The sequence below is a fragment of the Mucilaginibacter flavus genome, assembly GCF_030409315.1.
GTDB classification, from domain to species: Bacteria; Bacteroidota; Bacteroidia; order Sphingobacteriales; family Sphingobacteriaceae; genus Mucilaginibacter; species Mucilaginibacter flavus.
Genome location: NZ_JAUFPS010000001.1, coordinates 1 through 26,953, shown reverse-complemented (window position 1 = coordinate 26,953; position 26,953 = coordinate 1). Strand labels below are relative to the sequence as shown.

The 26,953-nt window shown below is 42.9% G+C and carries 23 protein-coding genes; 15 read left to right on the top strand and 8 right to left on the bottom strand.

Features of this window, described 5'->3' with window-relative positions:
• Positions 1 to 124 precede the first annotated feature (124 nt).
• From QWZ17_RS00115 to QWZ17_RS00100, 4 genes are all read left to right on the top strand, one after another.
• Positions 125 to 280 carry a hypothetical protein gene (locus tag QWZ17_RS00115; protein ID WP_290302766.1) on the top strand — a complete coding sequence of 52 codons (156 nt, stop codon included), beginning with the start codon at positions 125 to 127 and terminating at the stop codon, positions 278 to 280.
• Positions 281 to 338: 58 nt separating this feature from the next.
• On the top strand, positions 339 to 482 hold the full coding sequence (locus tag QWZ17_RS00110; protein WP_290302765.1) for a hypothetical protein: 144 nt from the start codon (positions 339 to 341) through the stop codon (positions 480 to 482).
• A gap of 47 nt (positions 483 to 529) precedes the next feature.
• Entirely contained in the window at positions 530 to 685 is a 156-nt protein-coding gene (locus QWZ17_RS00105; protein ID WP_290302764.1) for a hypothetical protein, read from the top strand.
• A 1,148-nt stretch (positions 686 to 1,833) separates the two neighbouring features.
• On the top strand, positions 1,834 to 2,007 hold the full coding sequence (locus QWZ17_RS00100; protein WP_290302763.1) for a hypothetical protein: 174 nt from the start codon (positions 1,834 to 1,836) through the stop codon (positions 2,005 to 2,007).
• A 242-nt stretch (positions 2,008 to 2,249) separates the two neighbouring features.
• Here the strand turns inward: QWZ17_RS00100 and QWZ17_RS00095 are convergent, their stop codons facing one another.
• Positions 2,250 to 2,852 carry a DUF1684 domain-containing protein gene (locus QWZ17_RS00095; protein ID WP_290302762.1) on the bottom strand — a complete coding sequence of 201 codons (603 nt, stop codon included), beginning with the start codon at positions 2,850 to 2,852 and terminating at the stop codon, positions 2,250 to 2,252.
• A 180-nt stretch (positions 2,853 to 3,032) separates the two neighbouring features.
• On the opposite strand from QWZ17_RS00095, the gene QWZ17_RS00090 reads away from it, so the two are divergent.
• The 5 genes from QWZ17_RS00090 to QWZ17_RS00070 all read left to right on the top strand — a co-directional run bounded on the left by QWZ17_RS00090 (position 3,033) and on the right by QWZ17_RS00070 (position 7,832).
• On the top strand, positions 3,033 to 3,542 hold the full coding sequence (locus QWZ17_RS00090; RefSeq protein WP_290302761.1) for a hypothetical protein: 510 nt from the start codon (positions 3,033 to 3,035) through the stop codon (positions 3,540 to 3,542).
• A gap of 221 nt (positions 3,543 to 3,763) precedes the next feature.
• Positions 3,764 to 6,373, top strand: a complete 2,610-nt coding sequence (gene mutS, locus QWZ17_RS00085; RefSeq protein ID WP_290302760.1) for a DNA mismatch repair protein MutS — start codon at positions 3,764 to 3,766, stop codon at positions 6,371 to 6,373.
• Between the two features lie 287 nt (positions 6,374 to 6,660).
• A complete protein-coding gene (locus QWZ17_RS00080) occupies positions 6,661 to 7,227 on the top strand; it encodes a C40 family peptidase (RefSeq protein WP_290302759.1) in 567 nt (188 codons plus the stop codon).
• 140 nt (positions 7,228 to 7,367) lie between these two features.
• Positions 7,368 to 7,520, top strand: a complete 153-nt coding sequence (locus QWZ17_RS00075) for a hypothetical protein (protein WP_290302758.1) — start codon at positions 7,368 to 7,370, stop codon at positions 7,518 to 7,520.
• Positions 7,521 to 7,703: 183 nt separating this feature from the next.
• Complete coding sequence (locus QWZ17_RS00070) at positions 7,704 to 7,832, top strand: hypothetical protein (protein ID WP_290302757.1); 129 nt, start codon at positions 7,704 to 7,706, stop codon at positions 7,830 to 7,832.
• Here QWZ17_RS00070 and QWZ17_RS00065 read toward each other — a convergent pair.
• Positions 7,819 to 9,732 carry a DUF3857 domain-containing protein gene (locus QWZ17_RS00065; protein WP_290302756.1) on the bottom strand — a complete coding sequence of 638 codons (1,914 nt, stop codon included), beginning with the start codon at positions 9,730 to 9,732 and terminating at the stop codon, positions 7,819 to 7,821. The two genes, QWZ17_RS00070 and QWZ17_RS00065, sit on opposite strands and share 14 nt — an antisense overlap.
• Entirely contained in the window at positions 9,733 to 11,706 is a 1,974-nt protein-coding gene (locus QWZ17_RS00060; protein WP_290302755.1) for a DUF3858 domain-containing protein, read from the bottom strand.
• Between the two features lie 132 nt (positions 11,707 to 11,838).
• On the opposite strand from QWZ17_RS00060, the gene QWZ17_RS00055 reads away from it, so the two are divergent.
• Entirely contained in the window at positions 11,839 to 12,867 is a 1,029-nt protein-coding gene (locus QWZ17_RS00055) for a 3'-5' exonuclease (RefSeq protein ID WP_290302754.1), read from the top strand.
• 123 nt (positions 12,868 to 12,990) lie between these two features.
• Here the strand turns inward: QWZ17_RS00055 and QWZ17_RS00050 are convergent, their stop codons facing one another.
• The 3 genes from QWZ17_RS00050 to QWZ17_RS00040 all read right to left on the bottom strand — a co-directional run bounded on the left by QWZ17_RS00050 (position 12,991) and on the right by QWZ17_RS00040 (position 16,319).
• On the bottom strand, positions 12,991 to 13,281 hold the full coding sequence (locus tag QWZ17_RS00050) for a hypothetical protein (protein WP_290302753.1): 291 nt from the start codon (positions 13,279 to 13,281) through the stop codon (positions 12,991 to 12,993).
• A gap of 231 nt (positions 13,282 to 13,512) precedes the next feature.
• Complete coding sequence (locus QWZ17_RS00045; protein WP_290302752.1) at positions 13,513 to 13,881, bottom strand: helix-turn-helix domain-containing protein; 369 nt, start codon at positions 13,879 to 13,881, stop codon at positions 13,513 to 13,515.
• 140 nt (positions 13,882 to 14,021) lie between these two features.
• Entirely contained in the window at positions 14,022 to 16,319 is a 2,298-nt protein-coding gene (locus tag QWZ17_RS00040; protein ID WP_290302751.1) for an ATP-dependent helicase, read from the bottom strand.
• 358 nt (positions 16,320 to 16,677) lie between these two features.
• Here QWZ17_RS00040 and QWZ17_RS00035 point away from each other — a divergent pair, with 358 nt between their 5' ends.
• From QWZ17_RS00035 to QWZ17_RS00025, 3 genes are all read left to right on the top strand, one after another.
• The gene (locus QWZ17_RS00035) at positions 16,678 to 19,173 is read left to right on the top strand and encodes a YfhO family protein (RefSeq protein ID WP_290302750.1); all 2,496 of its coding nucleotides are present in this window, start codon (positions 16,678 to 16,680) and stop codon (positions 19,171 to 19,173) included.
• Positions 19,174 to 19,558: 385 nt separating this feature from the next.
• On the top strand, positions 19,559 to 20,929 hold the full coding sequence (locus QWZ17_RS00030) for a dipeptidase (protein WP_290302832.1): 1,371 nt from the start codon (positions 19,559 to 19,561) through the stop codon (positions 20,927 to 20,929).
• Positions 20,930 to 21,216: 287 nt separating this feature from the next.
• Entirely contained in the window at positions 21,217 to 21,483 is a 267-nt protein-coding gene (locus tag QWZ17_RS00025; protein WP_290302749.1) for a hypothetical protein, read from the top strand.
• Between the two features lie 314 nt (positions 21,484 to 21,797).
• On the opposite strand, the gene QWZ17_RS00020 is transcribed toward QWZ17_RS00025, so the two are convergent.
• Both QWZ17_RS00020 and QWZ17_RS00015 read right to left on the bottom strand, forming a co-directional pair.
• Positions 21,798 to 22,445 (bottom strand): hypothetical protein, encoded by a 648-nt coding sequence (locus QWZ17_RS00020; protein ID WP_290302748.1) that lies wholly within the window; start codon positions 22,443 to 22,445, stop codon positions 21,798 to 21,800.
• A 25-nt stretch (positions 22,446 to 22,470) separates the two neighbouring features.
• A complete protein-coding gene (locus tag QWZ17_RS00015; protein WP_290302747.1) occupies positions 22,471 to 23,931 on the bottom strand; it encodes a patatin-like phospholipase family protein in 1,461 nt (486 codons plus the stop codon).
• 257 nt (positions 23,932 to 24,188) lie between these two features.
• Here QWZ17_RS00015 and QWZ17_RS00010 point away from each other — a divergent pair, with 257 nt between their 5' ends.
• Positions 24,189 to 26,006 (top strand): glycoside hydrolase family 2 protein, encoded by a 1,818-nt coding sequence (locus QWZ17_RS00010; protein ID WP_290302746.1) that lies wholly within the window; start codon positions 24,189 to 24,191, stop codon positions 26,004 to 26,006.
• 170 nt (positions 26,007 to 26,176) lie between these two features.
• On the top strand, positions 26,177 to 26,779 hold the full coding sequence (locus QWZ17_RS00005) for an HD domain-containing protein (protein ID WP_290302745.1): 603 nt from the start codon (positions 26,177 to 26,179) through the stop codon (positions 26,777 to 26,779).
• Positions 26,780 to 26,953: the final 174 nt, after the last annotated feature.

Genomic DNA, 26,953 nt, shown 5'->3' with positions numbered 1-26,953 from the left:
AAAGGGATAGATAATAGTTACAGGTTGTTTTATACATCGATAAAAATATCGAGACGGATAATTGTAAATACTTAGTTAACTATTAACTAATAATATAGAATACTAATATAAAATATTGATAAATATGAAAAAAATCGTCATTCTGGCCTTGCTTGTATCGGGCACCGGAGTTTTATCATCAGCGGTTTTATTATCGCCAAAAAAGGTTGAGCAGCCCCTGGCTACCACTTTTATAAAAGGCAACAATGGCTTTAAAAGAGATTTGGCAGTTGCCGATTGAGTTTTTGAAACCATAAAAAATTACTACAGTACCATTTTCAAAATATTATATAACGATCATGAAAAAGTTAATCACCATTTCCTTAGCAGTTTTATTCTCTGGTATCATTACTTCCTGCAAAAAAGAGCAGGTAGTTACTGAAACCGCGTCGCTGCATTCCTTTGCTACCAACGATCGCAGGGATCTTGGAACGGCCGATTAATTAAATAACACGATCAGTTAAAAACATCCAAAAAATTCAACACAGACATGAAAAAGATTATCATCATAACCATTGTAAGCTTAACATCAGCTACCGGCATATTATCATCACAAACCCCGGCTAAACAAAGCGCGGCACCTCAATCTGCAACCATTGCACCATCAACTATTGATTTCAGAAAAGATTTAGGACAAGCCGATTAATTATACCATAACAACAATCATTCATAACAAAAAATATTTATACCCCCATTACACAACACAATCATGAAAAAATCATCAATCATAGCAGCATTAGCATTAGGTACTTTTTTAACTTCATTTTCTAACACTTCAAGCGCAGCAATAGGCGGTCCGAAAAGAGACTTAGGTCAGGCAGATTACGCAGCAATGGGTGGCCCGAAAAGAGATTTAGGCCAGGCTGATTACGCTGCAATGGGTGGTCCGAAAAGAGACTTAGGTCAGGCAGATTANGGTGGTCCGAAAAGAGACTTAGGTCAGGCAGATTACGCAGCAATGGGTGGCCCGAAAAGAGATCTTGGTCAAGCTGATTTTGCAAAAGGTGGTCCGAAAAGAGATTTAGGTCAGGCTGATTACGCTGCAATGGGCGGCCCGAAAAGAGATCTTGGTCAAGCAGATTTTGCTAAAGGTGGTCCGAAAAGAGACTTAGGTCAGGCAGATTACGCAGCAATGGGTGGCCCGAAAAGAGATCTTGGTCAAGCTGATTTTGCTAAAGGTGGTCCGAAAAGAGACTTAGGTCAGGCAGATTACGCAGCAATGGGTGGCCCGAAAAGAGATCTTGGTCAAGCTGATTTCGCTAAAGGTGGTCCAAAAAGAGATTTAGGTCAGGCTGATTACGCTGCAATGGGTGGTCCGAAAAGAGATCTTGGTCAAGCTGATTTCGCTAAAGGTGGTCCAAAAAGAGATTTAGGTCAGGCTGATTACGCTGCAATGGGTGGTCCGAAAAGAGATCTTGGTCAAGCTGATTTTGCAAAAGGTGGTCCAAAAAGAGATTTAGGTCAGGCTGATTACGCTGCAATGGGTGGTCCGAAAAGAGATCTTGGTCAAGCTGATTTTGCAAAAGGTGGTCCAAAAAGAGATTTAGGTCAGGCTGATTACGCTGCAATGGGCGGTCCGAAAAGAGATCTTGGTCAAGCGGATTTTGCTAAAGGTGGTCCGAAAAGAGATTTAGGTCAGGCTGATTACGCTGCAATGGGCGGTCCGAAAAGAGATCTTGGTCAAGCTGATTTTGCAAAAGGTGGTCCAAAAAGAGACTTAGGTCAGGCTGATTTCATAGCTTAATCCTTATCGTGGTTATCCAATAAATTATCAATGTTTTAACCTGGTAAAACATGAAAAAGATTATCGTTGCCGCCGCCATTGTATTAGCATCAGGCATCACCGCATATTCATTAAATAACAAAAAGAACACCGAAGCTATTGCAGAGAAAGTTAAAGTAGAAAAGGCTTCTTTCTCCACCCAGGCCGGGCATGGTCCAAAATCAGACCTTGCTACTGCCGACTAATTAAAATCTCATCCACGCCGCAGGTTGGATAAATGTTTCAACCTTCCCTCCGGGCAAGCCTTTAAGATTCTGCAGTTTTTTCCCGGCTGCAACGTAACAGGCTAAGTAAAACATCTATAGGTTTTATAGCCCCCTTTCTTATCGAAGCATCATCCTCAACTTTCTTAGGGTACCAACAGGTCTATGTTATTGAATAGAGTCAGCTTATGGAATGTTGAAATAAATTTAACACTACCTGGTACTTAATGCGCTTTACCAAATAATTTTTCGCCGGCTTCAATCGCGGTGGCTAACCTGTTTTCATCCGGTGGTTTGGGGCAAGAGTAACCTGCGCTGAAGGCGCAATAAGGGTTATAAGCCTTGTTGAAATCTATCACCAGTTTGCCATCCTTAATATCGCCGGTACGCATATCTATATATCGCCCACCACCGTAGGTGGTTTGGCCATTGGTATCGTCGGTAAAGGGTAAAAACAAATAATCGGCATAAAGCGGGTTTTGTGCCAGCGCAAGGCTTTTATATAAGGTAAGTTGCATCGGTTTACCCTTTAACGTAAAGCTTAGCTGGGCATAACGCTCATAATCCCTGCCCGTACCACTAAATACTGGCATCACAAATGGCGACTCATTACCCAGCATTTTCACCGTGGCTGTAACGCTGTAAGTGCTGTCATCATCATAAAAGCGCAAAAATTGCAGGTCGTCCTTTTTTAACGGCGAATGCGCATCTGATAAAAAATCGGCCATGTATTGCTGGCGGTAAGTGGCTGTTATGGTTTTATGATCCTGGGCAAAGCTTTTTAAGCTAAGTGTTAGTAATAAAATAAGGCTACATTTTATTTTCATGGTAGTTTTTTAAAGTCTCAAATGAGGAGTTATTGTTACGTGGGTTGAAGATGCAAAAATATGTTGATACTGATTGCAAAAGGCACGCTGAGTTAAGTATCGGAAATTTACTATACTGCCATAAGTTGCCGATTGCCGTTAAATAATTGTATTTTTCGCTAACCAAATCTTTTCAAATTAATGGTAACACAAATAGGCCCTCCAAAAGGTATTCTCGTTTTAAGAATCGTTATTCTGATTGCTTTGGTTTTAGCAGCTTTATATTATGCTTACGGTCTTATTAATCACAGCGGCCATTACTTAGGCAGAAATCGCGCCACTGCCTGGGTTGCGCCTTGCGGATTTATGTTTATTGGCGTTTCTTTATTCCTTAATCTTTTTTTCACACCATCGGCGGTACTTATTGACGACGAGTTGAAGACTTTAGAAGTAAAATATTTAATGCGATCATCAAAAAACCTGGGCTTTTTTGGTATGCAGGCTTACAGTACAACCACTATTAAACAGAAGAACGGTGCTTCGTACGGCATCTTTATCTATTTAACAAACGGAAAAAAGATACTGTTAACCGACCGCGATTTTAAAGACTATAACCTGGTTGAAGAATTTTTAATTAATTTAAAGGTGAAGGCCTTAGGCGAGGAAGATTATTCGATTGTTGGTTATTTACGCAATCAACTGATGGGGTAGTTTTTACGCCTTTAATAAATATATTCCTTTGGTTTCATGAGGATAGCCTTTTTTGCGATGTTGTTAAGTTAGTAAATATTAAGATACAGTATCAAGGTCAAAGTAGGATTGCGGTACCTCTCCCTACCTCCCATATTCCACAAAAGCCCAACTTTTCCACAATGCCTTAAAAGCGCACCCAATGCATTAACTTTACCCGATTAACAAAAGGAGTAAACCGCTTGGCTAAAGATACTACCAAAGAAACCCCCTTAATGCAGCAATATAACGCCATAAAGGCAAAGTACCCTGGTGCTTTGCTGCTTTTTCGCGTGGGTGATTTTTATGAAACGTTTGGCGAGGATGCCGTTAAGGCCGCCGGTATATTGGGCATTGTGCTTACCCGCCGTGGCAACGGACCGGGTACGCATACCGAACTTGCCGGGTTTCCGCACCATTCATTAGATACCTATTTACCCAAGTTGGTGAGGGCCGGGCAGCGCGTTGCTATTTGCGATCAGCTGGAAGATCCTAAAACTACCAAAACCATTGTTAAGCGCGGCGTTACCGAACTGGTAACCCCCGGGGTGGCCACTAATGATAATATCCTTAATCAAAAAAGTAACAACTACCTGGCATCGCTGCATTTTGAAAAAAACAGCATTGGTATTGCTTTGATCGATATATCAACCGGCGAGTTTTTAACCGCGCAGGGTAACAGTGATTATATAGATAAACTGCTGCAAAGTTTTTCGCCCAGTGAGGTGATTTACCCCAAAAGCCGCAGTCGCGATTTTAAAGATGATTACGGCGACCGCTTTTATACCTACGCGCTTGACGAATGGCCCTACAGCGGCGACTACGCCACTGAAACGCTGTTAAAACACTTCGGCGTAAAATCATTAAAAGGCTTTGGTATTGATAAGCTTAACCTGGGCATTATTGCCGCGGGTGTGGCTATTCATTACTTAAATGAAACCGAACACCGTAACCTGCAGCACATCAGCTCGATCGCTCGTATAGAAGAAGATCGTTATTTATGGCTGGATAGGTTTAGTGTGCGCAACCTGGAGCTGGTAGGATCAACCAATGAGAACGCTCTTACCCTCGTTAACGTGCTCGATCAAACCTGCTCACCAATGGGCGCGCGTTTGCTGCGCCGCTGGATAGTGATGCCGCTAAAGGAAATTAAACCTATTAACGACCGGCTTGGCGTTGTAGAATACATGATAGCCCAGGAGCAGTTGCGCGAAGAATTACAGAACAGCATTCGCCAGATTGGCGACCTTGAGCGGTTAATCTCGAAAATTGGTTTACAAAAGGCCAACCCACGCGAGGTTTGCCAGCTTAAAAAAGCGTTGATGGCTATTGGCTCCATTAAAAAAGTTGCTGAAGCTTCGGAAAGTACCCCGCTGCGTGCCATTGGCGAACAGCTAAATCCTTGTGTAACCATTTGCGAAAGAATTGAGCGCGAACTAAGTGCCGAACCTCCCGTTATGGTTGCCAAAGGCTCGGTAATGAATGAAGGGATTAATGAGGAACTGGATAGGCTGCGCAAAATCGCTTTCGGCGGTAAAGGTTACCTGCTTGAAATTCAGAAACGCGAGGCCGAAGCCACCGGCATCCCATCCTTAAAAGTATCTTTTAATAACGTGTTTGGCTACTACCTGGAGGTAACACACAGTCACCGTGATAAAGTACCCACAGAGTGGATACGCAAGCAAACCTTGGTGAATGCCGAGCGCTACATAACCCCCGAACTTAAAGAGTACGAAGAGCAGATACTGGGTGCCGAAGAGAAAATCTTTGTGCTGGAAACCCGCCTATATAACGATTTGATGTACTCGCTTGCCGAGTATATTAAACCTATTCAACTGAACGCCCAACTGATAGCCCGTTTAGATGTGCTGCTTAACTTTGCAACCATATCTATCAAAAACTATTACGTGAAGCCGCAAATGAGCGATAGCAGGGTGTTGGATATTAAAGGTGGCCGCCACCCGGTTATTGAAAAGAATTTGCCCCTGGGCGAAAGCTATATCACCAATGATGTTTATCTTGATTCAGAGACGCAACAGATCATCATCATTACCGGCCCCAACATGGCGGGTAAATCGGCCTTGTTAAGGCAAACCGGTTTAATTGTATTGATGGCGCAAATGGGGTGTTACGTGCCCGCCAAAGCTGCTTCCATTGGTTTGGTAGATAAGATATTTACAAGAGTAGGGGCATCTGATAACCTTTCGTCGGGCGAATCAACCTTTATGGTGGAGATGAACGAGACGGCAAGTATCCTCAACAACATATCTGACAGGAGTTTGATTCTGCTGGACGAGATCGGCCGGGGTACATCAACCTACGATGGTATCTCCATCGCATGGTCTATAGCCGAGTATCTGCACAACCACCCGGCTGCGAAAGCCAAAACGCTGTTTGCAACGCACTATCACGAATTGAACGAGCTAAGCAACAGCTTTAACCGTATTAAAAACTTCAACGTATCGGTTAAGGAGGTAGGGCAGCAAATTATCTTTTTGCGTAAGCTGGTACCTGGCGGCAGCGAACACAGCTTTGGTATTCACGTGGCCAAACTGGCTGGTATGCCGCCGAAAGTGTTGAGTAGGGCCAACGAGATACTGAAGAAGTTAGAGAACGAACGTACCGGTGGCGAGCATATTAAAGAGAGCATCCGCAAAGTGCAGAAGCAAGCCGTACAAATGCAAATGTTTTCGATAGATGACCCGGTACTGGTAAAAATCCGCGATACGCTAAACAACCTCGATGTAAACACCCTAACCCCGGTTGAAGCACTGATGAAGCTGGATGAGATACAGCGGGTGATAAAATCGTAGTAGATCTGCAGATTTTAGATTTCAGATGTGCGGATTTCTGAACCGGAATTAAGCTGATTAATCGGATTTTTTGGATTTTGACTTGCGTCTTGTACTGGATTTTTTTTATTTGAGTGTTGTTTTGTCCACAACATGCAAATAAAAAATCTTGTATAATCTCAATAATCTGCTTAATCCCGGTTCAGAAAAATCATCTGCACATCTGAAATCCACACATCTACGCATCTATGTGGATATGTTAAAAACATCCTTCCCTTCAAAATCTTGTTAACCCCTACTTTTACTGTATGACTAAACATCGCCTCCTTTTATATTGCTTCGTTTTGTTTTTTGTGCCGATAGTATTAACCTCCTGCCATAGCCGTAAAGCTGTTATGCGCGGCGAACCGGGCGAAGTAGTGAAACCCAATGGCGACCTGGCTTCCAAATATTCAGATATCATGGGCGTAAATAAAAGCGATATTGAAAACGGCAGGTTGTACGCCTTTATTGAGCAATGGATGGGCACTCCCTACAAATTTGGCGGACTTGATAAAGACGGCATTGACTGTTCTGGCCTGGCTTTTTTGTTGGAGCAGCAGGTGTACGGCATCACCATTCCCCGCATGACCAGCAAACAGATCACCGTTATTAAACGCAAATATGAGGAAGACCTCAAAGAAGGCGATCTGGTATTCTTCGATTTCGACGGCAAACAATTTAGCCACGTAGGTATTTACCTGCAAAACGGTTATGTAGTACATGCCAGCTCCCGCCGTGGTGTAATCATCGTAAAACTACGCGACCCATCACTATACAAATACTTCTCCCGCGGTGGTTCTGTTAATGATGCAATTGGGCAGGTTGGTCAATAGTCGATAGTCATTTGCTGCGCGTCATTGGTCATTAGGTCATTGAGTCATTGCCTGCGCATCATTGAGTCATTTTTTTAAAACTATCGCAATTCATGAATCTATTTTTTCTTTAAATTTATGTCAAATAGTGAAGTAGTATTATGATCGCTTTGAAAATGAGTACGTTTGACAGCTATAAAAACGCGTTGGTGATTTTTTTACTGGTTGCCACCATGATACTTACGGCATGCAGCAGTCTCAAAAAGGCAAATAAACCTGCCCCTGCCCCCGAAGCCGGCAGTATGGCGCGGTGAGTTTGATTGTGGGGTAAATTCTTTAATTCAATAACTTCCGGCCCGGAACAATTAAAACCCTGATAACCCAACAAATCTGTTTAATTCCGGTTCAGAAAAAAAACGGAGATCGAACACTCTAAATCAAAAGTCTTTTGTCCTTCCGTCCTTCATCCAAAAATCCTTTATCTTTGCTCCCAAAATATGTCGAAAGAAAAAGAACAATACTCCTTTTGGACAAAGTATAAAAAGTTTGCCGGTACCGAGATCGCTCTTTACGTGATCATGGTTGTTGGTATCGTTTTAGGTATTATTATCTTCAGTTATCTTTAACCAGCGTTACGTTGCTGTTGTCGCTTTCAGTGGCGGCTTGGTAAAAATCTACAAATTCCTGGTATAAATCTTTGTTATAAGTGCCTTCATTTACTTGTATTTTACGTTTGTACACCAGTTCGTCACCCACTACAGTAATCTGCGCCGAAAATTTACCAAATGGTTTTTCGATGTTGAGCGGTGCCGGGCGGATATCTACATGGTAGCCTTTAGGTAATTTATAGGTAATCTCATCTTCGTCGGTATAACCCCGGTTTATATAAAGATCGGTATGGCGGTTGCGTACTTCCTTGGGTACGCTGCCAACCCTATTTATGGCGTTGGCTATAAAATCTATTTTGCCATTAGCCACAGATCCATAGTCCGGTGCGATAAGTTTAATGGTTTCGGTAGTTACCGGCTGAATCTTTTTATCCTGTTTATAGCCGAATTTTTCAATATCAAGGTTATTGATAGGATACTCACGCTGAAGGCTTTTAACCTGTTCTTTAGGGGCTTCGTGTATAATACCTTCACGGTTTTCATATTGTGTACCCCTAAATGTGGTAGTCATATCGCCGGTAAGTTGTCCGGTAGCATCCAAGGTAAAACTGGCCTTGCATTGCTGCAGGTTGTTTTGGGCGGTATACTTAGGCGTATGAATAAGCCGGCCGCCGTTTGGCGTGCACGCCAATACGTCCCTATCGTCGGTAAAGTCGCCTAAAAAGCCAAATGGAATTTGCTGACTGGTACACTCTAAAAAGGTGGTATCGCTTTTAAAAGGCAGGCAAAGGATTACGTGATCAAACTGGTTCATGCTCGCAAAATCAGCAAGCGGACTACTTTTTAACGATCCCGATTTAACAATGCAGTAATAAGAATCAATATCAACCGCTTTTAGTAACGACTGCGTGTAGTTTACCAGCGCTTTGCAATCGCCATAATTTTGCTGATCTACGTCGCTGGCCAAAAACGGCTGATATCCGCCTATACCCACCTGTACGCTAATGTAATGGGTTTTGCCCTGCATATATTCGTAAATCTTTTTAGCTTTTTCTTTAGGATCGGCAATGCCGGCAGTAATTTCCTGCATTTTGCTGATGGTGCTTTGGGGCAATGCTTTGCGCGATGACAGCAACTTATCATAAATCCATTTGCCCATGCCGTTCCAATCATTAAAAGAGCCCGATACCCCCAGGTAGTTAAACCCCGCCTGTGGCGAAACTTTGACGCGGGCATTCATTTTTTCATACACCGGGCTATAAGGTTCATATTTTGATGCTTTAATGTTGCTAACCTGCCAGGTGTAAGTATCCTCGCCCTGTTTATTAGTACCTTTTACTACCGGGGTGAGTATATTAAGTTCTTTATAGCGTATTTTAAAATCGGGCTTGCAGCTAAAGGTATAGGAGCTTTTTTCAACAGATACATCGGGCGATGGCTTGGGTTCCCAATCCGCAAAACTTAAGGTCTGTTTTGATTTAAACTCATATTCATACACCACGGTATAAGGATAATCTGTTACAGCCGGCTGGTAATGTTTAACCTTGGTATCTTCAAATAACGACGACTGACTTACCGCGCCATCGTCCTGAAAATCACTTTCAGAAAACTTGCCAATGGGTTTGCCAAACTGGTTGTAAACCACTCCTTTTATATTTTTAATCAGGTTTGCCTTATCATGAAAAACCACCACGTCGGCTTCGTCGTCGCCATTTTTATTTAATACAGTTACCGCGGTTTTAATGCGGTAATAGGTGTTATCCAAATCTTTTACCTCAATGCTTATTTCATTATTGCGCACAACGGCGCTGGCGTAGGGCAAAAGTTCTTTAGGTATTAAAGATGTATCGTAGTTTTCCTGTGCAACAGCGCGGGTACTTAGCGCAAGCAACAATAATAAATTAGTAAGTACTTTCATTTATTTTTTCACAAAAACCATGTCGGCTTTTTCGGTAAGTATAATTTTGTTGTAAAGCTCCTTAAGATAAGGATATTCTTCTGAAGTATAAATGGGCTTGGCAAATCTTATGATGTTTGAAAAGGTAAAGGTATTTTCAACATTATCAAACGTGGCCGCATACATACCGCCTCCGTTAGGCATTTTAAACGCGGCTACCTGCGGCGGATTTTCAACAACGTAACCATTAGGGAGGTGCATGGTTAAAACAAGTCGTTCGTCAGATGGCATGCCCCAGTCAACCGGGTAATCACGTTCGGCAAGTTTAAAAGGATTAGTGGTTACCTTACCCCAAAAAAACGGGTTGAAAACAAGTTTATTGTGGTTAAGGTTATCAAAAGCGTCAACCTCTACCTCAAAACTTTCGCCAATAGGCAGGTCCAGACTATCCACATTGCTGATGTTCGATTTCAAGATTTTTACCTTAGGCAACTTCTCATCCAAATTTTCTACATATTCATCAACCGAATTGAATTTTTTGATGGCTTTGCGTTTTTCGTAAGCATCGTAACCCGTATAATAATTAACAATGTTGCCTTTCAATTTACCGTTTTCAAGCAGCGTTAAATCAAGGGTACGGGTAACAGCTTCTTTTTGCAGGCCGCTAAGCTCAATCCAGTAAGATGGTTTATCGAGGCTAATCACCCTGCCTTTATCATTCAAACATTTAAGCGGCAATAATCCGAATGATAATAGCGGGTCGGTGGCATCAAGCAGGTAGCTTTTGCCGCCAATATTTACCTTAACTATCACATAGTCAAAATCATTTATTACAGGATAAAGCATATTAATGGCACCATTGTTACGGGTTGATAGTACAACCAACTCGGTATTAATATCGGCAGCCCTTAATGCTGCAGCCAGTGCAAGGTTGATGTCGCCAATGGTGCCAGTATGAGCCTCATAGGCCTTTTTAATGCCCTCTGGACTATAAATGGTGGTGATATCATTCCACTTAAACCACTTTTGTAAATAAACGAAAACTGCTTTGGCTTTTTCAAGCGAATCGGTTTTGCCGGCTATCACCGTGGTGATTCTGTCTTTCATCAACTCTTTGCGCTTAAATTGCGAGCCGAAAAATTCGTCGTTTTTAAGTTGATATTCAATGTCTTTCCATGTTTTTGATACCACTGTTTTTACACCGGTGTAGGGGTTGGTCCACTCCACCTCGTCAAAATAAATGGCCGATACAAAGTTTTTGGGCGATGTCATGTAATCCTCCGATACAAAAGCCGGGATATCCTTCATCTCGTAGGTAATGTGCGAGCAATCGCATTTAGCACCATGCGAGGTAAAACACTCGCGCTCAAGTTCAGATTTGCTATCTGATAGTTTAAGTGGCCCACGCATTGATGCATTGAAAACCCAAAACGCGGGAATATGCACTTCATATTTAGAGTGCAGTTTGGGTATTTCATCCTGAAAATCCCAGTTCCTGAACTCTGATATGTACGGAGAGGTAATTTTATAGCTAAAATCAATAACGCAGCCGGGGCGTAAACCAGGTAAAGCAAATTTAACGGTGCTGCGGTACTTATAATCTTTTACGGTATAAACCTTTTTTACATCCAGGGGGGCACTGCGCATAAGGCCGTCATCATCTTTATAGTACGTGGTGCCAACAATATCGTCAACCTCCTCGGTAACCTCATCGTTATGGTGTATCGGAATTTCAATTGTACCCTGGGTTAGCCCCCTGGCATCAAATATTTTTACCCGTGCGTGGTAGTTAAATATCAGGCGTACATTGTCGTCGCCAACCACGTCAATACGGCTGCTGCCAAATTCATTTAAAAACAAAGCATGTACTGATGTATCTTTCGCGTAGTTTTTTAGGTTAAGGTCTTCGCTGGTTACACTTTTTTCAAAATCCTGAGCGTTTGCAAGTTGTTGTATGCCAATGAATAATAAAGTAACAAGTAATAGTTTTTGCATATTGTAATTGCGATAATTAGGAAGGGATTAATTTAAACATAAAAGTTAAATCTTAATTTAAATTAAAAAATTTATTCTGCTGATTCTTTTTATGACATTTGCGACCTTTACAGCATCACAGATTCAGTTACAATGAAATTAAAACTAAAACGCCCGCTGGCCTTTTTTGATCTTGAAACCACGGGTACCAATATAGGGGCCGATCGTATAGTTGAAATATCTGTTATAAAACTGCGGCCCGATGGCAGCGACGAGGCTTTAACCTATCGTGTAAATCCTGGTATGCCTATTCCTTTGGAATCATCATTGGTACACGGTATTTATGACGAGGATGTGAAAGACCAGCCGCAATTTAAAGCCCTTGGCCAGTCGGTAGCCGATTTTATTGCTGATAGTGATTTAGCCGGATACAACTCAAATAAGTTTGATATCCCGATGCTGATGGAAGAGTTTTTGCGCGCCGGTATTGATTTTAGTTTAGATAGCCGCCACTTTGTAGATGTGCAAAACATTTTCCACCAAATGGAGCAGCGCACACTGAAAGCGGCTTACCAGTTTTATTGCGATAAGAAGATAGAAAACGCCCACTCGGCCGAGGCTGATACCCGCGCTACCATGGAAGTTTTACTGGCGCAGATTGAGCGTTATGAAAACGTACAATGGGAAGATAAAAAAGGAAACATTACCGTGCCTGTTGTAGGCGATGTTGAAGCTTTGCATCAGTTTACCAACCTAAGCAAACCAGTTGATTTTGCAGGCCGCATGGTTTACAATGAGCAGGGCGAAGAAACCATTAACTTTGGCAAACACAAAGGCAAACGCGTAGAGGATGTATTGAATGCCGAGCCAAGTTATTATTCATGGATGATGCAGGGCGATTTTCCGTTGTATACCAAGCGTAAACTGGAGGAGATTCACGCCCGTTGGAATGCAAAAAAAGCCGCTGAGCGCCATGCTAAAGCAGCTGCCCAGCCAAAACCGGCAGACCAGGCTCTACGTACTGACGCTCCTAAAGCAGATTACCCTAAAAAAGATTTTCACAAACCCGATCATACCAAAACTCAATATCCGCCAAAACCTTTTAAAAAGAAAGAGGAGCCAGCGCAGCCCGTTAATGACGATATGCTGGCGCAATTAGCGCTGAAATTTAAAAAAGGGTGAGTGGTGAGATAACATATGGATCAAATTAAAAGACTTTAAGTAATACAGCTACAAACCTGCGTTCTTAGCCGTATTACTTAAAGTCTTTTGTCCTTTGTCCAAAAATCCTTTGTCTAAAAAAATCTAATTAAAGGGCAGTGTACTATGTATCTGGGCTTCTATGAGGCCCAGGTAAATGCAGTACCAGGATATCATTTGTAGTATAAGCAGCTGGCGGTGCTTTTTGTAGCCCTGGGTTTCAAAGGCGATTGTCTCTTCACCTGCGGTAACAAAAAAACGTACTTCGCCTTTACGGGGTGTAAATCTTGATCGCAGCATATCAAAAGCTTTTACCTTAAGTTTACTGTGCGGATCATGAATAGTTCCATCCTTTACGGCCTCGTTTTTTGAAATAGATATCAGGTAGTTAGACATAGGTGTGTTGCAGTTATACACCCACCGTGCAATTTTTACTCCAAAACCAAAACAAAACGCCCGTATAAAACTATTATGTTTACACGGGCATTAAAATTTTACAAAAGTTTCCTACTGTTAAATATTATTAATCAATATTTAATAAAACAAGCTATTATGATACCGTAAAAGTGTAGTTTTTAGTGCATTATGAACTATTAAATGTAAGTTTTACAACACACGTTTGCAAAACTATACAGCTACAGCGGCTTTGTTACGTAATTCTTCGTACAGTAAAATAACCTTACGCTGCAGGTTAGCTATCTCGGCTTCGCGGTCAACCAGTTTTTTCTGGGCTACGCTTAGGTTTGATGGTGTTAAGTCTATCTCTTCGGCATCAAGTGCAAGCAGATTCACAACATTAAGCTCAAATATATTTGCAATTTGCTCCAGCCTCGATAAATTGATATCGGTTACCCCTGTTTCAATTTTCGAAAACGCCGGTATAGAAATACCTAAACGGTTTGCTACGTCTTCCTGACTCCACCCATGCTGGTGACGTAGTGTACGGATGTTTTTGCCGACAAACTTATTTGTCTTCTTTTTTGTGTGATCGCTCATTTCGGATATCAATAGTAAGTTAATTAATAGAACATATCCAAACGTTATGCCATCGTTAAATTACCTTTAAATCACGTGTCAATCAAACACAATCACACGCAAACCGGGGAAACAATTCCACAAAAAACGGGGATTAACTGTTAGTTTATATTGTTAACAATACTCAGTTTAGCAAATTTAAGCAGCAGCTGCTTTTGCCCTATTTCTTTAAAAAATATGGTTGCTTTTACATCCGGCTTGGCACCCTCCAGGCTTATTACCTTGCCAAAGCCAAAACGCTCATGCTCTACCTCCATGCCTACCTGCAGGTTTGATGTATCTGAAGGTGTAAAACCTGCCGTAGGCACGTGAGCCTTGGCCAGCATGGCTGTAGTTTTAACGGGAGCGGATGTTGCCGGCTTAGGCTTTGAAAATGCGTCGGCTTGTTTGCCGCCGCCTGTCCAGGCCTTGCGTTCATCACCAAAAAACGGATTATTGCTGCTTGATGGCTTGGCACTATAATCAAGCTCAAGATATTTAGCGTCTATCTCATCCAAAAAACGGCTGGGTTCGCAGCTAATGAGCGTACCAAACTTAAAGCGCGATGTAGCGTAGCTAATGGTAAGTTTGCTTTCGGCACGGGTAACGGCTACGTAAAACAGGCGTCGCTCCTCTTCCAGGTCGCTACGGGAATTGAGCGACATCTGGGACGGGAAAAGATTTTCTTCGAGCCCTACCACGTTTACCTGCGAAAATTCCAGCCCTTTTGACGAGTGTATGGTCATCAAAGATACTGTATCCGCATCTTTGTTTTTATCCTTATCATCGTTGGTTAACAGCGCCACATCCTGCATAAAAATATCCAGGCCTTTTTCTTCAATATCCTCGCGCTCGCTAAACTCCTTAATACCGTTTAAAAGCTCCTGTATGTTTTCGTAACGGTTTAAGCCTTCTACAGATTTATCTTCGTACAAATCCTTCAACAAGCCCGAATGCTGGGCGATATACAAGGCCGACTCATAGGCCGATTTACTTTTTACGAGCACCTGGAAACTTTGAATCATGGTAGCAAAGGCAACCAGGGTAGCCGGGGCCTTACCATCAAAATACTTACCGGGATCGGTAATTACCTCCCAGGGGGTAACCTGGTGCGCATCGGCACTTACAATGATCTTGTCAACACTGGTATCGCCAATGCCGCGCTTAGGGTAGTTAATAACACGTTTAAGCGCTTCCTCGTCATTTGGGTTAAACGTTAAACGGAAGTATGCTATCAGGTCCTTAATCTCTTTACGTTGATAGAAGGACAGGCCTCCATAAATTTTATATGGGATGCCCAACTTGCGCAAGGCCTCCTCCATAGATCGCGACTGTGCATTGGTACGGTACAGAATAGCAAACTGCGCCCAGTTTTTACCCAGGCGGCTGCGATCCTCCATAATGGCTTCGGCCACCATCTTGCCTTCCTCGTTATCACTAAAGGCACGCATGATCTTTATTTTATCGCCCGCCTCTTTCTCGCTGAAAACGTTTTTCTTTAACTGCTCTTTATTATTGCTGATGATGCTGTTGGCAACATTCACAATATTTTGGGTTGAGCGATAATTTTGCTCCAGCTTAAACACCTTCAAATCGGGGTAATCCTTTTCAAAATTGAGGATGTTTTGAATATTGGCACCGCGGAAAGCATAAATACTTTGGGCATCATCGCCCACCACACATAAATTTTCATTTACAGCGGCTAATTTCTTCACTATCAGGTATTGCGAAAAGTTAGTATCCTGATACTCATCCACCATCAGGTATTTAAACTTGTGCTGGTATTTGTTGAGTACATCGGGGTGCAGTTTGAGCAACTCGTTGGTTTTGTACAGCAAATCGTCAAAATCCATTGCACCGGCGCGGTAACAGCGTGTTGCGTATTGCTGGTATATTTTGCCGAGCTGACCGCGACCGCTCGACATATCGTCGGCCTGGATCTGCTCGTTTTTGTTATATTCCTGGAAAGATATCAGGTTATTTTTTGATGCCGAAATGCGGTTAAGTACAAAGTTTACATTGTACAGTTTATCATCAAGGTTCATTTCTTTTATAATGGCCCTTAAAACGCTTTTGCTGTCGTCGGTATCGTAAATGGTAAAGTTGCTTGGGTAGCCAATTTTTTCGGCCTCCACACGTAAAATTTTGGCAAATACCGAGTGAAAAGTACCCATCCAGATATTTTTGGCTTCGGTGCCAACAACATGTGTAATACGCTCGCGCATTTCGCGGGCAGCCTTATTGGTAAAGGTTAAAACCAGTATGTTAAATGAATCAACACCTTTACGGATCAAGTGCGCCACCCGATAGGTGATCACCCTTGTTTTGCCCGATCCGGCACCGGCAATAATCATTACCGGTCCGTCTGTTTGTTCAACTGCTGCCCTTTGTTCGGGGTTTAAACCCTGTAAATAATCCAAAATCTTTTCCTCTTTTCTTGAAATGGCGAAATTAAAGGAATTTGTTTGGATTTCGGATTTTTTAACCGCTACAAGTTTTCAACTGTGTTAACAATTTGAATTTCGGATGTTGGATTTCTGATTTTTTGATTTTTAAGTTACCCCTAACCTTTAATTGGTATTAATGAGCCTCCCAAGCCTATCATTGAAACGCTTTTATCCCCTTATCTTAAAATGTCGCTCCCAAAAAAATCCTTGCTCCTTTATCCAGAAATCTTTAATCCAAAAGTCCTTACTCCTTTGTCCAAAAATCTTTAATCCAAAAATCCATTATCTAACTCATAATTGTATTTTTAAAAAATATATAATTACTCCATCTATGATCAATTGGTTTAAGCGCAATGGAACCCATTTTACTGTTGCAGGTGTTTTTTTGGTAATCTGCTTTATTTACTTCTCGCCGGCATTTCAGGGTAAAACTTTAGGGCAGGGCGATGTTTTGGGCGCGCAATCAACTCAAAAAGAAATTATGGATTACCGCGCCAAGGATACCACTATCCTGTGGACCAACCAGATCTTTGGCGGCATGCCCGCTTACCAAATCTGGGCACCTTATTCGGCCAATATCGCGTCGCACTTGGTTTATTATATTAATTATACGCTGCCAAGTCCGGTTGGGATGGTGTTGGTTTTACTGTTGGGCACGTATATGCTGTTCATCGTATTAAAACTTAACCCATGGCTGGCCGCGGCGGGGGCCATAGCATTTACATTTACATCATACAATATGATATTGCTGGCGGCGGGGCATACCAACCAGGTTTTCGCCATCGCTTTCTTCGCTCCTATTTTGGCGGGTATCATTTTAATTTTTCGGGGAAAGTATTTAACTGGCTCGGCTTTGCTGGCGCTGGCACTTACTTTGGAGATTAAGGCCAATCACCTGCAAATGACGTATTATTTAATGATGGCCATACTCATCCTGTTAGGGGTCGAGCTTTTCCACGCCATTAAAAACAAAGCTGTTGCAACCTACCTGAAATCATTGGGTTATTTGTTGGCCGCCTCGCTGTTGGCCTTCGCGGTAAATGCCTCGGTTTTGTGGAGTACTTACGAGTACGGTAAAGACAGCTATCGTGGTAAATCAAACCTTACCCAAAATGCCAAAGAGCCTCAAAACGGCTTATCAAGAGATTACATTTACGAATACAGCCAGGGCATTGCCGAAAGCTTAACATTTTTAGTGCCCAACGCGTCGGGCGGCGCCTCGGGCCCCGAATTGTTAGATCAAAACTCCGAAACCATAAAAGTACTTACAGATAAAGGCATCCCCGAAGAACAAGCCCTGGGCAATGTGCAGCAAATAGCATCTATGCCCGGTCTGTCGCCATATTGGGGCGAAAAACTGCGTGGCACCAGCGGTCCGTTTTACTTTGGCGCGGGCATCTGCTTTTTGTTTGTTTTAGGGCTCATCATCGTTAAAGACCGCATTAAGTGGTGGCTGCTGGGCACGGTAATACTTACCATGCTGCTGTCATTCGGCGGCAACTGGCCATACCTGTCAGATGTGTTTTTAAAATTCTTCCCGCTTTATAATAAATTCAGGGTGGTAGAGTCTATTTTAGCCGTTACCTGCCTGTGCGTACCTATACTGGCATTTTTGGCCATACAGGAAATTATTAACACAGCTGATAAAAAAGCACTTATTAAAAAACTGTTATTGGCACTATATATTACCGGCGGTTTAACTGTTGTTTTAATTGTACTGCCCGGCATTTTCCTGAGTTTTAAACCAAGCAATCAGCTTACCGGCGTTGGTTATTTAACCCAGGCCTTAAAAGGAGATAGCGCTATGGCCAACCAGATAGTTAACGCGCTGGTAAAAGACAGGGAGGCTTTTGAACGTGCCGATGCCATCCGGTCGCTGGTATTTGTGGGGCTTACCTTTTTAATTATCTGGGCGTTTATAAAACAAAAATTAGGAGCTACAGCTATGTCGCTGATAATATTAGCCCTGGTATTGGTTGATCTTTGGCAGGTAGATAAACGCTATTTAAAGGATGCCAACTTTACCGATAAACAGGAAGCCGCTGTACCCCCAAGACCGGTAGACCAGCAAATAGCCAAAGACCCTGACCCCGATTTTAGGGTTTACGATGCTACGGCAGGCATTAAGGTAGATGTGCAAAACCCATTTTTCCATAAAACATTAGGCGGTTACTCGGCAGCGCGCATGAAGCGTTATGATGAATTGATTGACAACCAGTTTGGCCAGCACGTAAACCCTGCGGTATTAAACATGCTGAACGCTAAATACATCATTACGCCCGACTCAAGTCAACAAGCCCAGGTACTGCACGCCAACCCCGAAGCATGCGGCAACGCCTGGTTTGTAAAAAGTATTAAATACGTTGATAATGCCGATGCAGAAATGCAGGCCCTCAACGGCTTTTCGCCAAAAGATGTAGCTCTGGTTGATAAGCAATACCAGGCCACCGCAGGTACCACGCAGGCCTGTACCGATAGTACTGCAAGCATCAAACTGGTTAATTACAACCCCGATCATATGGTTTACCAATCGGCTACGACTGCTCCGCGCGTGGCAGTTTTCTCCGAGATTTATTATGATAAGGGCTGGAAGATGTTAATTGACGGTGCAGAGAAACCTTACTTCCGTGCCAACTACCTGCTACGGGCCGCCGCAATACCTGCGGGTAACCACAAAGTAGAGTTTATATTTCACCCGGCATCTTATTATGTGGGTGAGGATATCTCCATGGCGGGATCTGTTTTGCTGGTGTTGCTTTTGGGCGGGGCGGCATTTGGGGATGAATTGAAGAAATATGTGGGGAAGAAGAATGAACCGGTTAAATAAAGCATAACGTTTTGAACGCCGACGAAGACTCACCCGACGAGGCTTCGCCCGCCACCCTCTCTTCGCTTCGCGGAAAGAGGGGTTTGAAGGCGGCTGATGTGTAATAATATATAATAAAAATACTGTCAATCGTTCAAACCCCTCTATGCGGCGAAGCCGGAGAGAGGGTGCCGTCCGCCGAAGGCGGGCTGGCGGGTGAGTCTTCTACGCCATACGATCTGCGTCATTTCCGCTATCGGAGGCCGCCTAATTTTTCTCCGTAACAAGGTTTTCCGTTTGGCACCTCGTCGAAAATTGCAGCACTACGTCAGTAGCTATGATAACTTTCTGCCCAATCCGCCATACTTCAACAAACATCAATATATTTGCCACCAAACTTGATATTATGCAGCACATCAAACAATATGTAGATGATAACAGGCAACGTTTGCTCGACGAATTATTTGCCCTTTTGCGTTTCCCTTCGGTTAGTGCCGACCCTAAATATAAAGCCGACGTTTTAAATACTGCCGACTATGTAGCACAAAGCCTGCGCGATGCTGGTGCCGATAATGTAGAGATTTGCCAAACGGCCGGCTACCCTATTGTTTATGGCGAAAAGATAATTGACAGCAGCAAACCAACCGTGCTGGTTTATGGCCATTACGATGTCCAACCTGCAGATCCGCTGGAGTTATGGAAAACCCCTCCTTTTGAGCCAACTGTGCGCGATGGTAAAATTTATGCCCGTGGCGCTTGTGATGATAAAGGTCAGTTTTATATGCATGTGAAAGCATTTGAGCTAATGATGCAAACCAACACCCTGCCCTGCAACATTAAATTTATGATTGAGGGCGAGGAAGAGGTAGGCTCATCAAACCTATCGATATTTGTAAAAGACAATAAGGAAAAGCTAAAAGCCGATGTGGTTTTGATCTCTGATACCTCGATGATCAGCATGGAGCACCCATCATTAGAAACTGGCTTGCGTGGTTTATCATATGTTGAAGTTGAAATTACCGGCCCTAACCGCGATTTGCATTCTGGCGTTTACGGCGGCGCGGTGGCTAACCCTATCACCATTCTGGCTAAAATGATAGCTTCGCTGCATGATGAGGATAACCACATCACCATCCCCGGTTTTTACGGCGCGGTGGTTGATTTAACACCCGAAGAACGTACAGCGCTTAACAATGCCCCATATGATGAGGCCGAGTACAAAAAAGACCTGGAAGTTGATGAGCTTTGGGGCGAAAAAGGTTATACCACCTTTGAGCGCACCGGCACACGCCCTACCCTGGAGGTAAACGGCATTTGGGGCGGTTATATTGGCGAAGGCGCTAAAACGGTACTACCATCAAAAGCACATGCCAAAATTTCGATGCGCCTGGTGCCTAACCAAACCTTTGAAGAAATTACCGAGCTATTCACCAAACATTTCCTGAGCATAGCCCCGGCCAATGTTAAAGTAAAAGTAACCCCGCACCATGGCGGCGAACCGGCTGTAACCCCAACTGATAGCATTGCCTACAAGGCGGCTCAAAAAGCCATTGCCGAATCTTTCGGTAAAGATCCTATCCCAACCCGCGGCGGTGGTAGCATACCTATTGTAGCCCTGTTTGAAGCCGAATTAGGCCTTAAAACCGTGTTGATGGGTTTCGGTTTAGATAGCGATGCCCTGCACTCGCCAAATGAGAAATATGATATTTTCAATTACTACAAAGGCATTGAAACTATCCCGTTGTTCCACAAGTATTTTGCGGAGCTAAGTTTATAGGACTTATTGGACTGGCAGACTTTTGGACTTTGAGACGGTGGGACTTTGGGACAAAAGATAAAGGACTTAACGGTCGGCGGATGATTTCGCCGGCCGTTTTCGTTTAGTGCAAAAAAAGATCGCTGTTCGAAGCCTCCAACTTCGAACTAATATGCCGGTAGTCTCTGACTACCGGATGCCCGGCAATGTTATATTAATATATTAATGCTAACAGCAAATTATTTACGCGCAAGAATATATGCTTTACCATGGTAAATAAATGGTATGTAATTTGCCGCTGTTTAAGCATGGATATAACTTACCAGCTTGTTGTAAACGAAGGTGTTGAAATGATTATCATCCCCGAACTGGATTGCGGGGTTTATGTAATCGATCCGCGAAAGGGCGATATCGCGCAAAACACGGGTGATGTGTTGGCTTATGCAAACATTCGGGGAAAAGAGCTTGCCTTTAAAATGGTAGGCGAATATACGCCCGAGAATCCCGGTATTGCCGAGGTAATCCGTTGGTATAGTTATCAGAAAACGTTCTCGCAGGGAAAGCTCTCCGCATAAGGGGATTAAATTCCCCGAAGGAATTCCTCTCCCGGTTGCTAATATCACACCCTACTAATTGTAACACGATTATTACAATAATACTATTTTACCGGGGAGTATCCGGAAACTAAGCTATTTATGTAGGAAGCATTTCTGAATTTGTTGCAAATGCTTTAGGTTTTGTGTGGTTGCCCCTGTTGTTAGCAGCTATAATTTAAAAATGCATTGATAAGTTTCTTGGCGATTTTATATCAACATTACATAAAAATAGTTCGCTACCCGAAGTCGGCGGTTTCAAACGGTTGCACAAAACAGATAAGCATCTTGCGCGATTACTTTACTTTCCTGGTTAGATAAGTAATTAAGCCGAAAAGAAACAATTCGCCAAGCAGGCAATAAAAATAGCTTAATGGATTAGATGCATATTTCCCGGTTACGAAAAAAAACAATAACGCGAAGCAGCTGAAAAAAAAGCCTTTCAGGGCCGATCCCCATTTAATTAATTCCAAAACCTGATAGGCCTTAAATGTTCCCGGCGATATTTCCTCGGGGTTACGAATTTTTGCGAGTAAAAAGAGGTTCTCAATAATATCTCCCAGCCAGGCAATTAACTGAAACCAGGCCAGCACCGCGAATATGTACCCTCCTACGTTTGGAATCTTTGTAGCGGTTTTCATGCAAAGCAAAAAAATGCCCAGGTAAACACCGGGCATATAAATAAAATCTACGTATAACTGTCCTTTCAATGCTCTTTTTGATCGGGCACTTTCTGCCGGGGGCAGTTTATCGATGCCTGTAATCAGGTTGATGAGCGCTTTACCGGATACAGGAAATTCAAGGTCGAATATAGAAAAGCTCTTCTTCCCCTGCCCCATAGTTACAAAGCCGCGACTTTGTATGCTCATCACAATAGTTGCACTTAACAGTACAGCCAAACAAATTAAAAAGTAACACCAGGTGTCGGCAATAAACAGTATCATAACAAATATTTTTAAGGGTAACTATTTAATTTTCTGGTTTCATTTTATCATTGAGTTTTACCTGCATGGCAATCCGTTCTTTTTGGTATTCGGGCCAGTCAAAATCAATAAGGAACGCTGTTGCAGCCAAAGCGCCCTTTCTAAACATTTCGAGTTTTTCATCATCTTTCAAAAAAAAGTTAAGCCAGTTAATGCCAAAAAGCTTTATGCTCCCTACCCCTTTTTGAAACACGGCATTTTTTTCAAGAAAATCCTTGTCATAATAGTACCGCACGGTGTTAAACAGGCGCCATATATAGCTGCCTAAATCCCATTGCGCGGCGTTGTTCCCATCGTTTTTCTTAGGATCGGCATCATCAAGATCAATACCGAAAGCCGGTAACCGTGGTTCAATCACTTTGGGGTTATAAAAGATATTGATGGGGAAATTTGATAACATGCCGCCATCAACAAAACGAACAGTTTCGGGTATCGATTCTGCCGGTATTTTGAGGTGCGTGTTCCATGCATCCTGTACCGCTTTGCTGTTTACAGGAATCTGGTTAATGATGTACGATTCAAAAAACACCGGAATTGACATTGAGGAACGAACAAAAGCCGCCGGATGAATTTCGTTGATATCCTCCCTGAACAAATCGCACATCAAGGGTAATTCTATTTTGTTCTCGGTCACCAGTTCAGACGTAATAAACGTAACGTCGCCTGTTAGTGAATCTACTGTTCCGCTGTTACTGGGTCTTAAATGCAGCGGGGGCAATGTTTCGGCCTTCTGTTTTAAATCGGTTACATTGTGTACATCGTTGGCCTCCATTTTCTCTTTTATCCATTCGTAAAATGTGATGCCGGGATTAATGCCAAAACCGCATGCCTTGAGCCGGTCAAAAAGATAAACGGCATAGGATACTATCAGCAAAACAAGCAGCAAATCGGCACCTGTTAATACAAACGACCACAACCCAAACCCCGCCAAACAGGGATATTTATTACCAAAGCCAAGAAACAAAATATCCAATATACTTATCAATACCAGGAAACCAAATATGCCGCCAAACCCAACCATCATAGTGGTTTTGAATGATTTGTTTGATATAAAGTTTTTGATGAGCCACCGCGCGAATGGATGCCCATCAACAAAACTAAAGAAATCCATACTACATAAATAATCAAGTATGGTGTTTGATTTCATGGCTTTTTTATCGCCTATAACCGTCATAAGCGCGGTATTAATAGCCCCCGCGCTGGTACCGGCAAGCCTGAGAAAACGAATACCGGCCATCTCAAGGATATAGGTATACCCCACCAGGGCTATGCCGAGAACACCACCGCCTTTTTGAACAAGGTTTACATATTGATGCCCATCATCATCCAGGGTATCTGATACGATTAAGCTATTGTAGTTTGCGCCAAATTTTTCCTGCAACTTTTTGAGTGAACCTGTTACATCCGGATGATTGTAATAATCTTCTGGTTTAAGTTTTTTAGCCATGATTAAGGTTGGGTTTAACGATTATAAATGTAGGCATTTAAAAATCTAAAATTCAAATACTTAACCCATTTTCTTTACTAAGAGTGTCAAAGCAAACAATAAAAACTAACAATCAGGAGCAAAATCCATGTGCCGTTTCTATCCTGACGACGCCTCTTTACGAAACAGCGAGAAAAACCACACCCATAACAGATCAAGACAGCTAATCAGATAAATTATTTTATGTTTGGCTTAACATCAAAGTAAACCTGTAAACCATGATTAAAAAATCGATTAAGCAGCTTTTGCTATCCTTGTTTTTTACCATTAATTGTTGTTCTGCTTTATTTGCCCAGGTGGCTGTATTACCAACCAAATGGACCAAAGAGGCTATGGAAGCTCCCATCCCATTCCCCGAATATCCGCGCCCGCAATTGCAACGTACCGACTGGCTTTGCCTCAATGGCCAATGGGATTACCAGGGTGGCAAAAACATAGAAAGCACCCTCGATCCTCAAAAACCGGCAGCTTTTACCGGCGAAGTAAATAAAATCAGGGTACCCTACTGCCCCGAATCGGTACTATCCGGCATACAGCGTAAACAGGAAATCAATATGTGGTATCGTCGCGGTTTCGAGGTGCCTTCCGGCTGGAAAAACAAACAGGTAATTATTCATTTCGATGCTGTGGCGCATCAAACCAGCTTATTTGTAAACGGGCATAAAGCGGGTACACATGCCGGCAGTTATGATGCCTTTAGCTTTAATATTACCCCATTTTTAAAGGCGGGAAAAAATACTTTGGTGGTAGCAGCATATGATTTGAATGACGGGCGAGTGCCATCGGGCAAAAGCGGCCCGCGGGGCGATTATACTTTTTGCTCGGGCATTTGGCAAAGTGTTTGGCTGGAGCCGGTTAATAAAACCTATATCGAAAACATCCGTTTACTGCCCGATTTGGTCAACAGCCGTTTAAAAGTGCTGGTGAATACCCAGGGCGCGGGCAAAGTAACCGCTGTGGCGCTTGATGCCGGCAAAGTGGTATCGCAAGCAGAATCGGCCAATGGCACCTACTTTTATCTTCCTATTAAAGACGCCAAACTCTGGTCGCCGGATGATCCTTTTTTGTATGATTTAAAGATCAGCCTTAAAAATGCCGATGGTAGCATAGCCGATGAAGTAAAAAGTTATTTTGGCATGCGGGATATTAAATTAGGCAAACTGAATGGTGTTACCCGGCCGCTGGTTAACGGTAAGTTTATCATGCAGCTTGGTTTGCTGGACCAGGGCTACTGGCCCGATGGTGTATTAACCGCGCCTACCGAAGAAGCATTAAAGTTTGATATCAGCTTTGCTAAAAACGCGGGTTATAATCTTATCCGCAAACATATGAAAACCGAACCGCAGCGTTTTTATTACTGGGCCGATAAAATGGGCCTGTTTGTTTGGCAGGATATGCCGGCCATCTGGTATCAAAATGAAGACACCCTTAAAACCCGTAAGGAATTCAGAAAGGAATTAAAAGCCGTGATGGATGATCACTACAATTCGCCATCCATCATCACCTGGGTACCTTTTAATGAAAACTGGGGCGCCTTTGATGTTAAAAACATCACCAATTGGGTTAAGCAGTATGATCCTTCAAGACTGGTTAACGGTAACTCTGGTTTTAACAATAACCCTGGCTACCAAAAAGCTTACGGCGACCCTGGTAACGGCGATTATGTGGATACGCATATTTACGTAGGTCCGTACGGCGCTTCGGTGCCCGATGAGCATCGCGCGGCATCCTTAGGTGAATTTGGCGGCGTTGGCCTTTTTGTGCGAGATCATATGTGGCCCGTAGAAAACAACGCCTATGATTACGAACCAACCAAAGCACGCCTTACCGATAGGTATGTGTTTTTGTTAGATGAGGTAGAACAACTCATGAAGTACAAGGGCCTCAGCGTAGCCATTTACACCCAAACTACCGATGTGGAACACGAAGTTAACGGCGTACTAACCTACGACCGCGCCGTTGAAAAAATGGAAACCGACCGGGTAAAAGCGGTTAACCAGGCTGTGATTAAAGCGGGCTATGAATTGAATAAGTGATTTTGGGGGACTGTAGGACTTTGGGATTATGGGACTGGGAGACTGGGGATTTGGCAGGGCAAAACGGTGGGCGGCTTTCATGTAGGTGCTGCCCTATTGTGATGTTTGGTGTTTAACCGATTTTTTATTTGGCGATAAAGAGGCATATTTGCAATGCTTAAACATAACATATGAACTTTGAGCAACTCCAAAAACAGGTAGATTTCATTCACGAAATTGATAAGGTAAAATACATCCAACGTAAAACACGCCTTTTTAACAGTAACCGTACGGAAAATGATGCCGAACATAGCTGGCACCTTGCATTAATGGCTGTGGTATTGGCCGAACACAGTAATGAGAACATTGACCTTTTAAAGGTGATAAAAATGCTGCTGATACATGATGTGGTGGAGATTGATGCCGGGGATATTTTTTTATACGATACCGTTACCAGTCACCAAAATACAGATGCGGAATTAGCGGCAGCAAAACGGATATTTGGCCTGTTACCACAAGCGCAGGCCGAGGAACTCATCAGCATTTGGGAAGAATTTGAAGCCGGCGAAACCGCTGAATCAAAATTTGCCCGCGCTATGGATAGGTTTGAACCGCTGCTGCAAAACAGATCAAACAAAGGCGGTACATGGAAAGAGTTTAACGTGCCTTATGAGAAAGTTATTGAGAAAAAAAGCATCATCAGCAGGGGATCACAATTCTTGTGGAACTACGCCAAAAAACTGATTGACCAATGTGTAGACGAAGGCATATTACGGAAAACAGATTCTATATAGTTTTTTGAGTTCTTTTAAGCCTGATGTATGATTTGTATAACTCGTGAAAAGCCCAACGCTGTGCGAAGTCAGAGACTTCGCACCATTATGCCTGTCTCGTCCTAAAAAAAGTTTACAGTTTTTAGATTAATCCTGTAATGAGTTTACAGGTTGATTTGTGTCCTGAATTAGCTT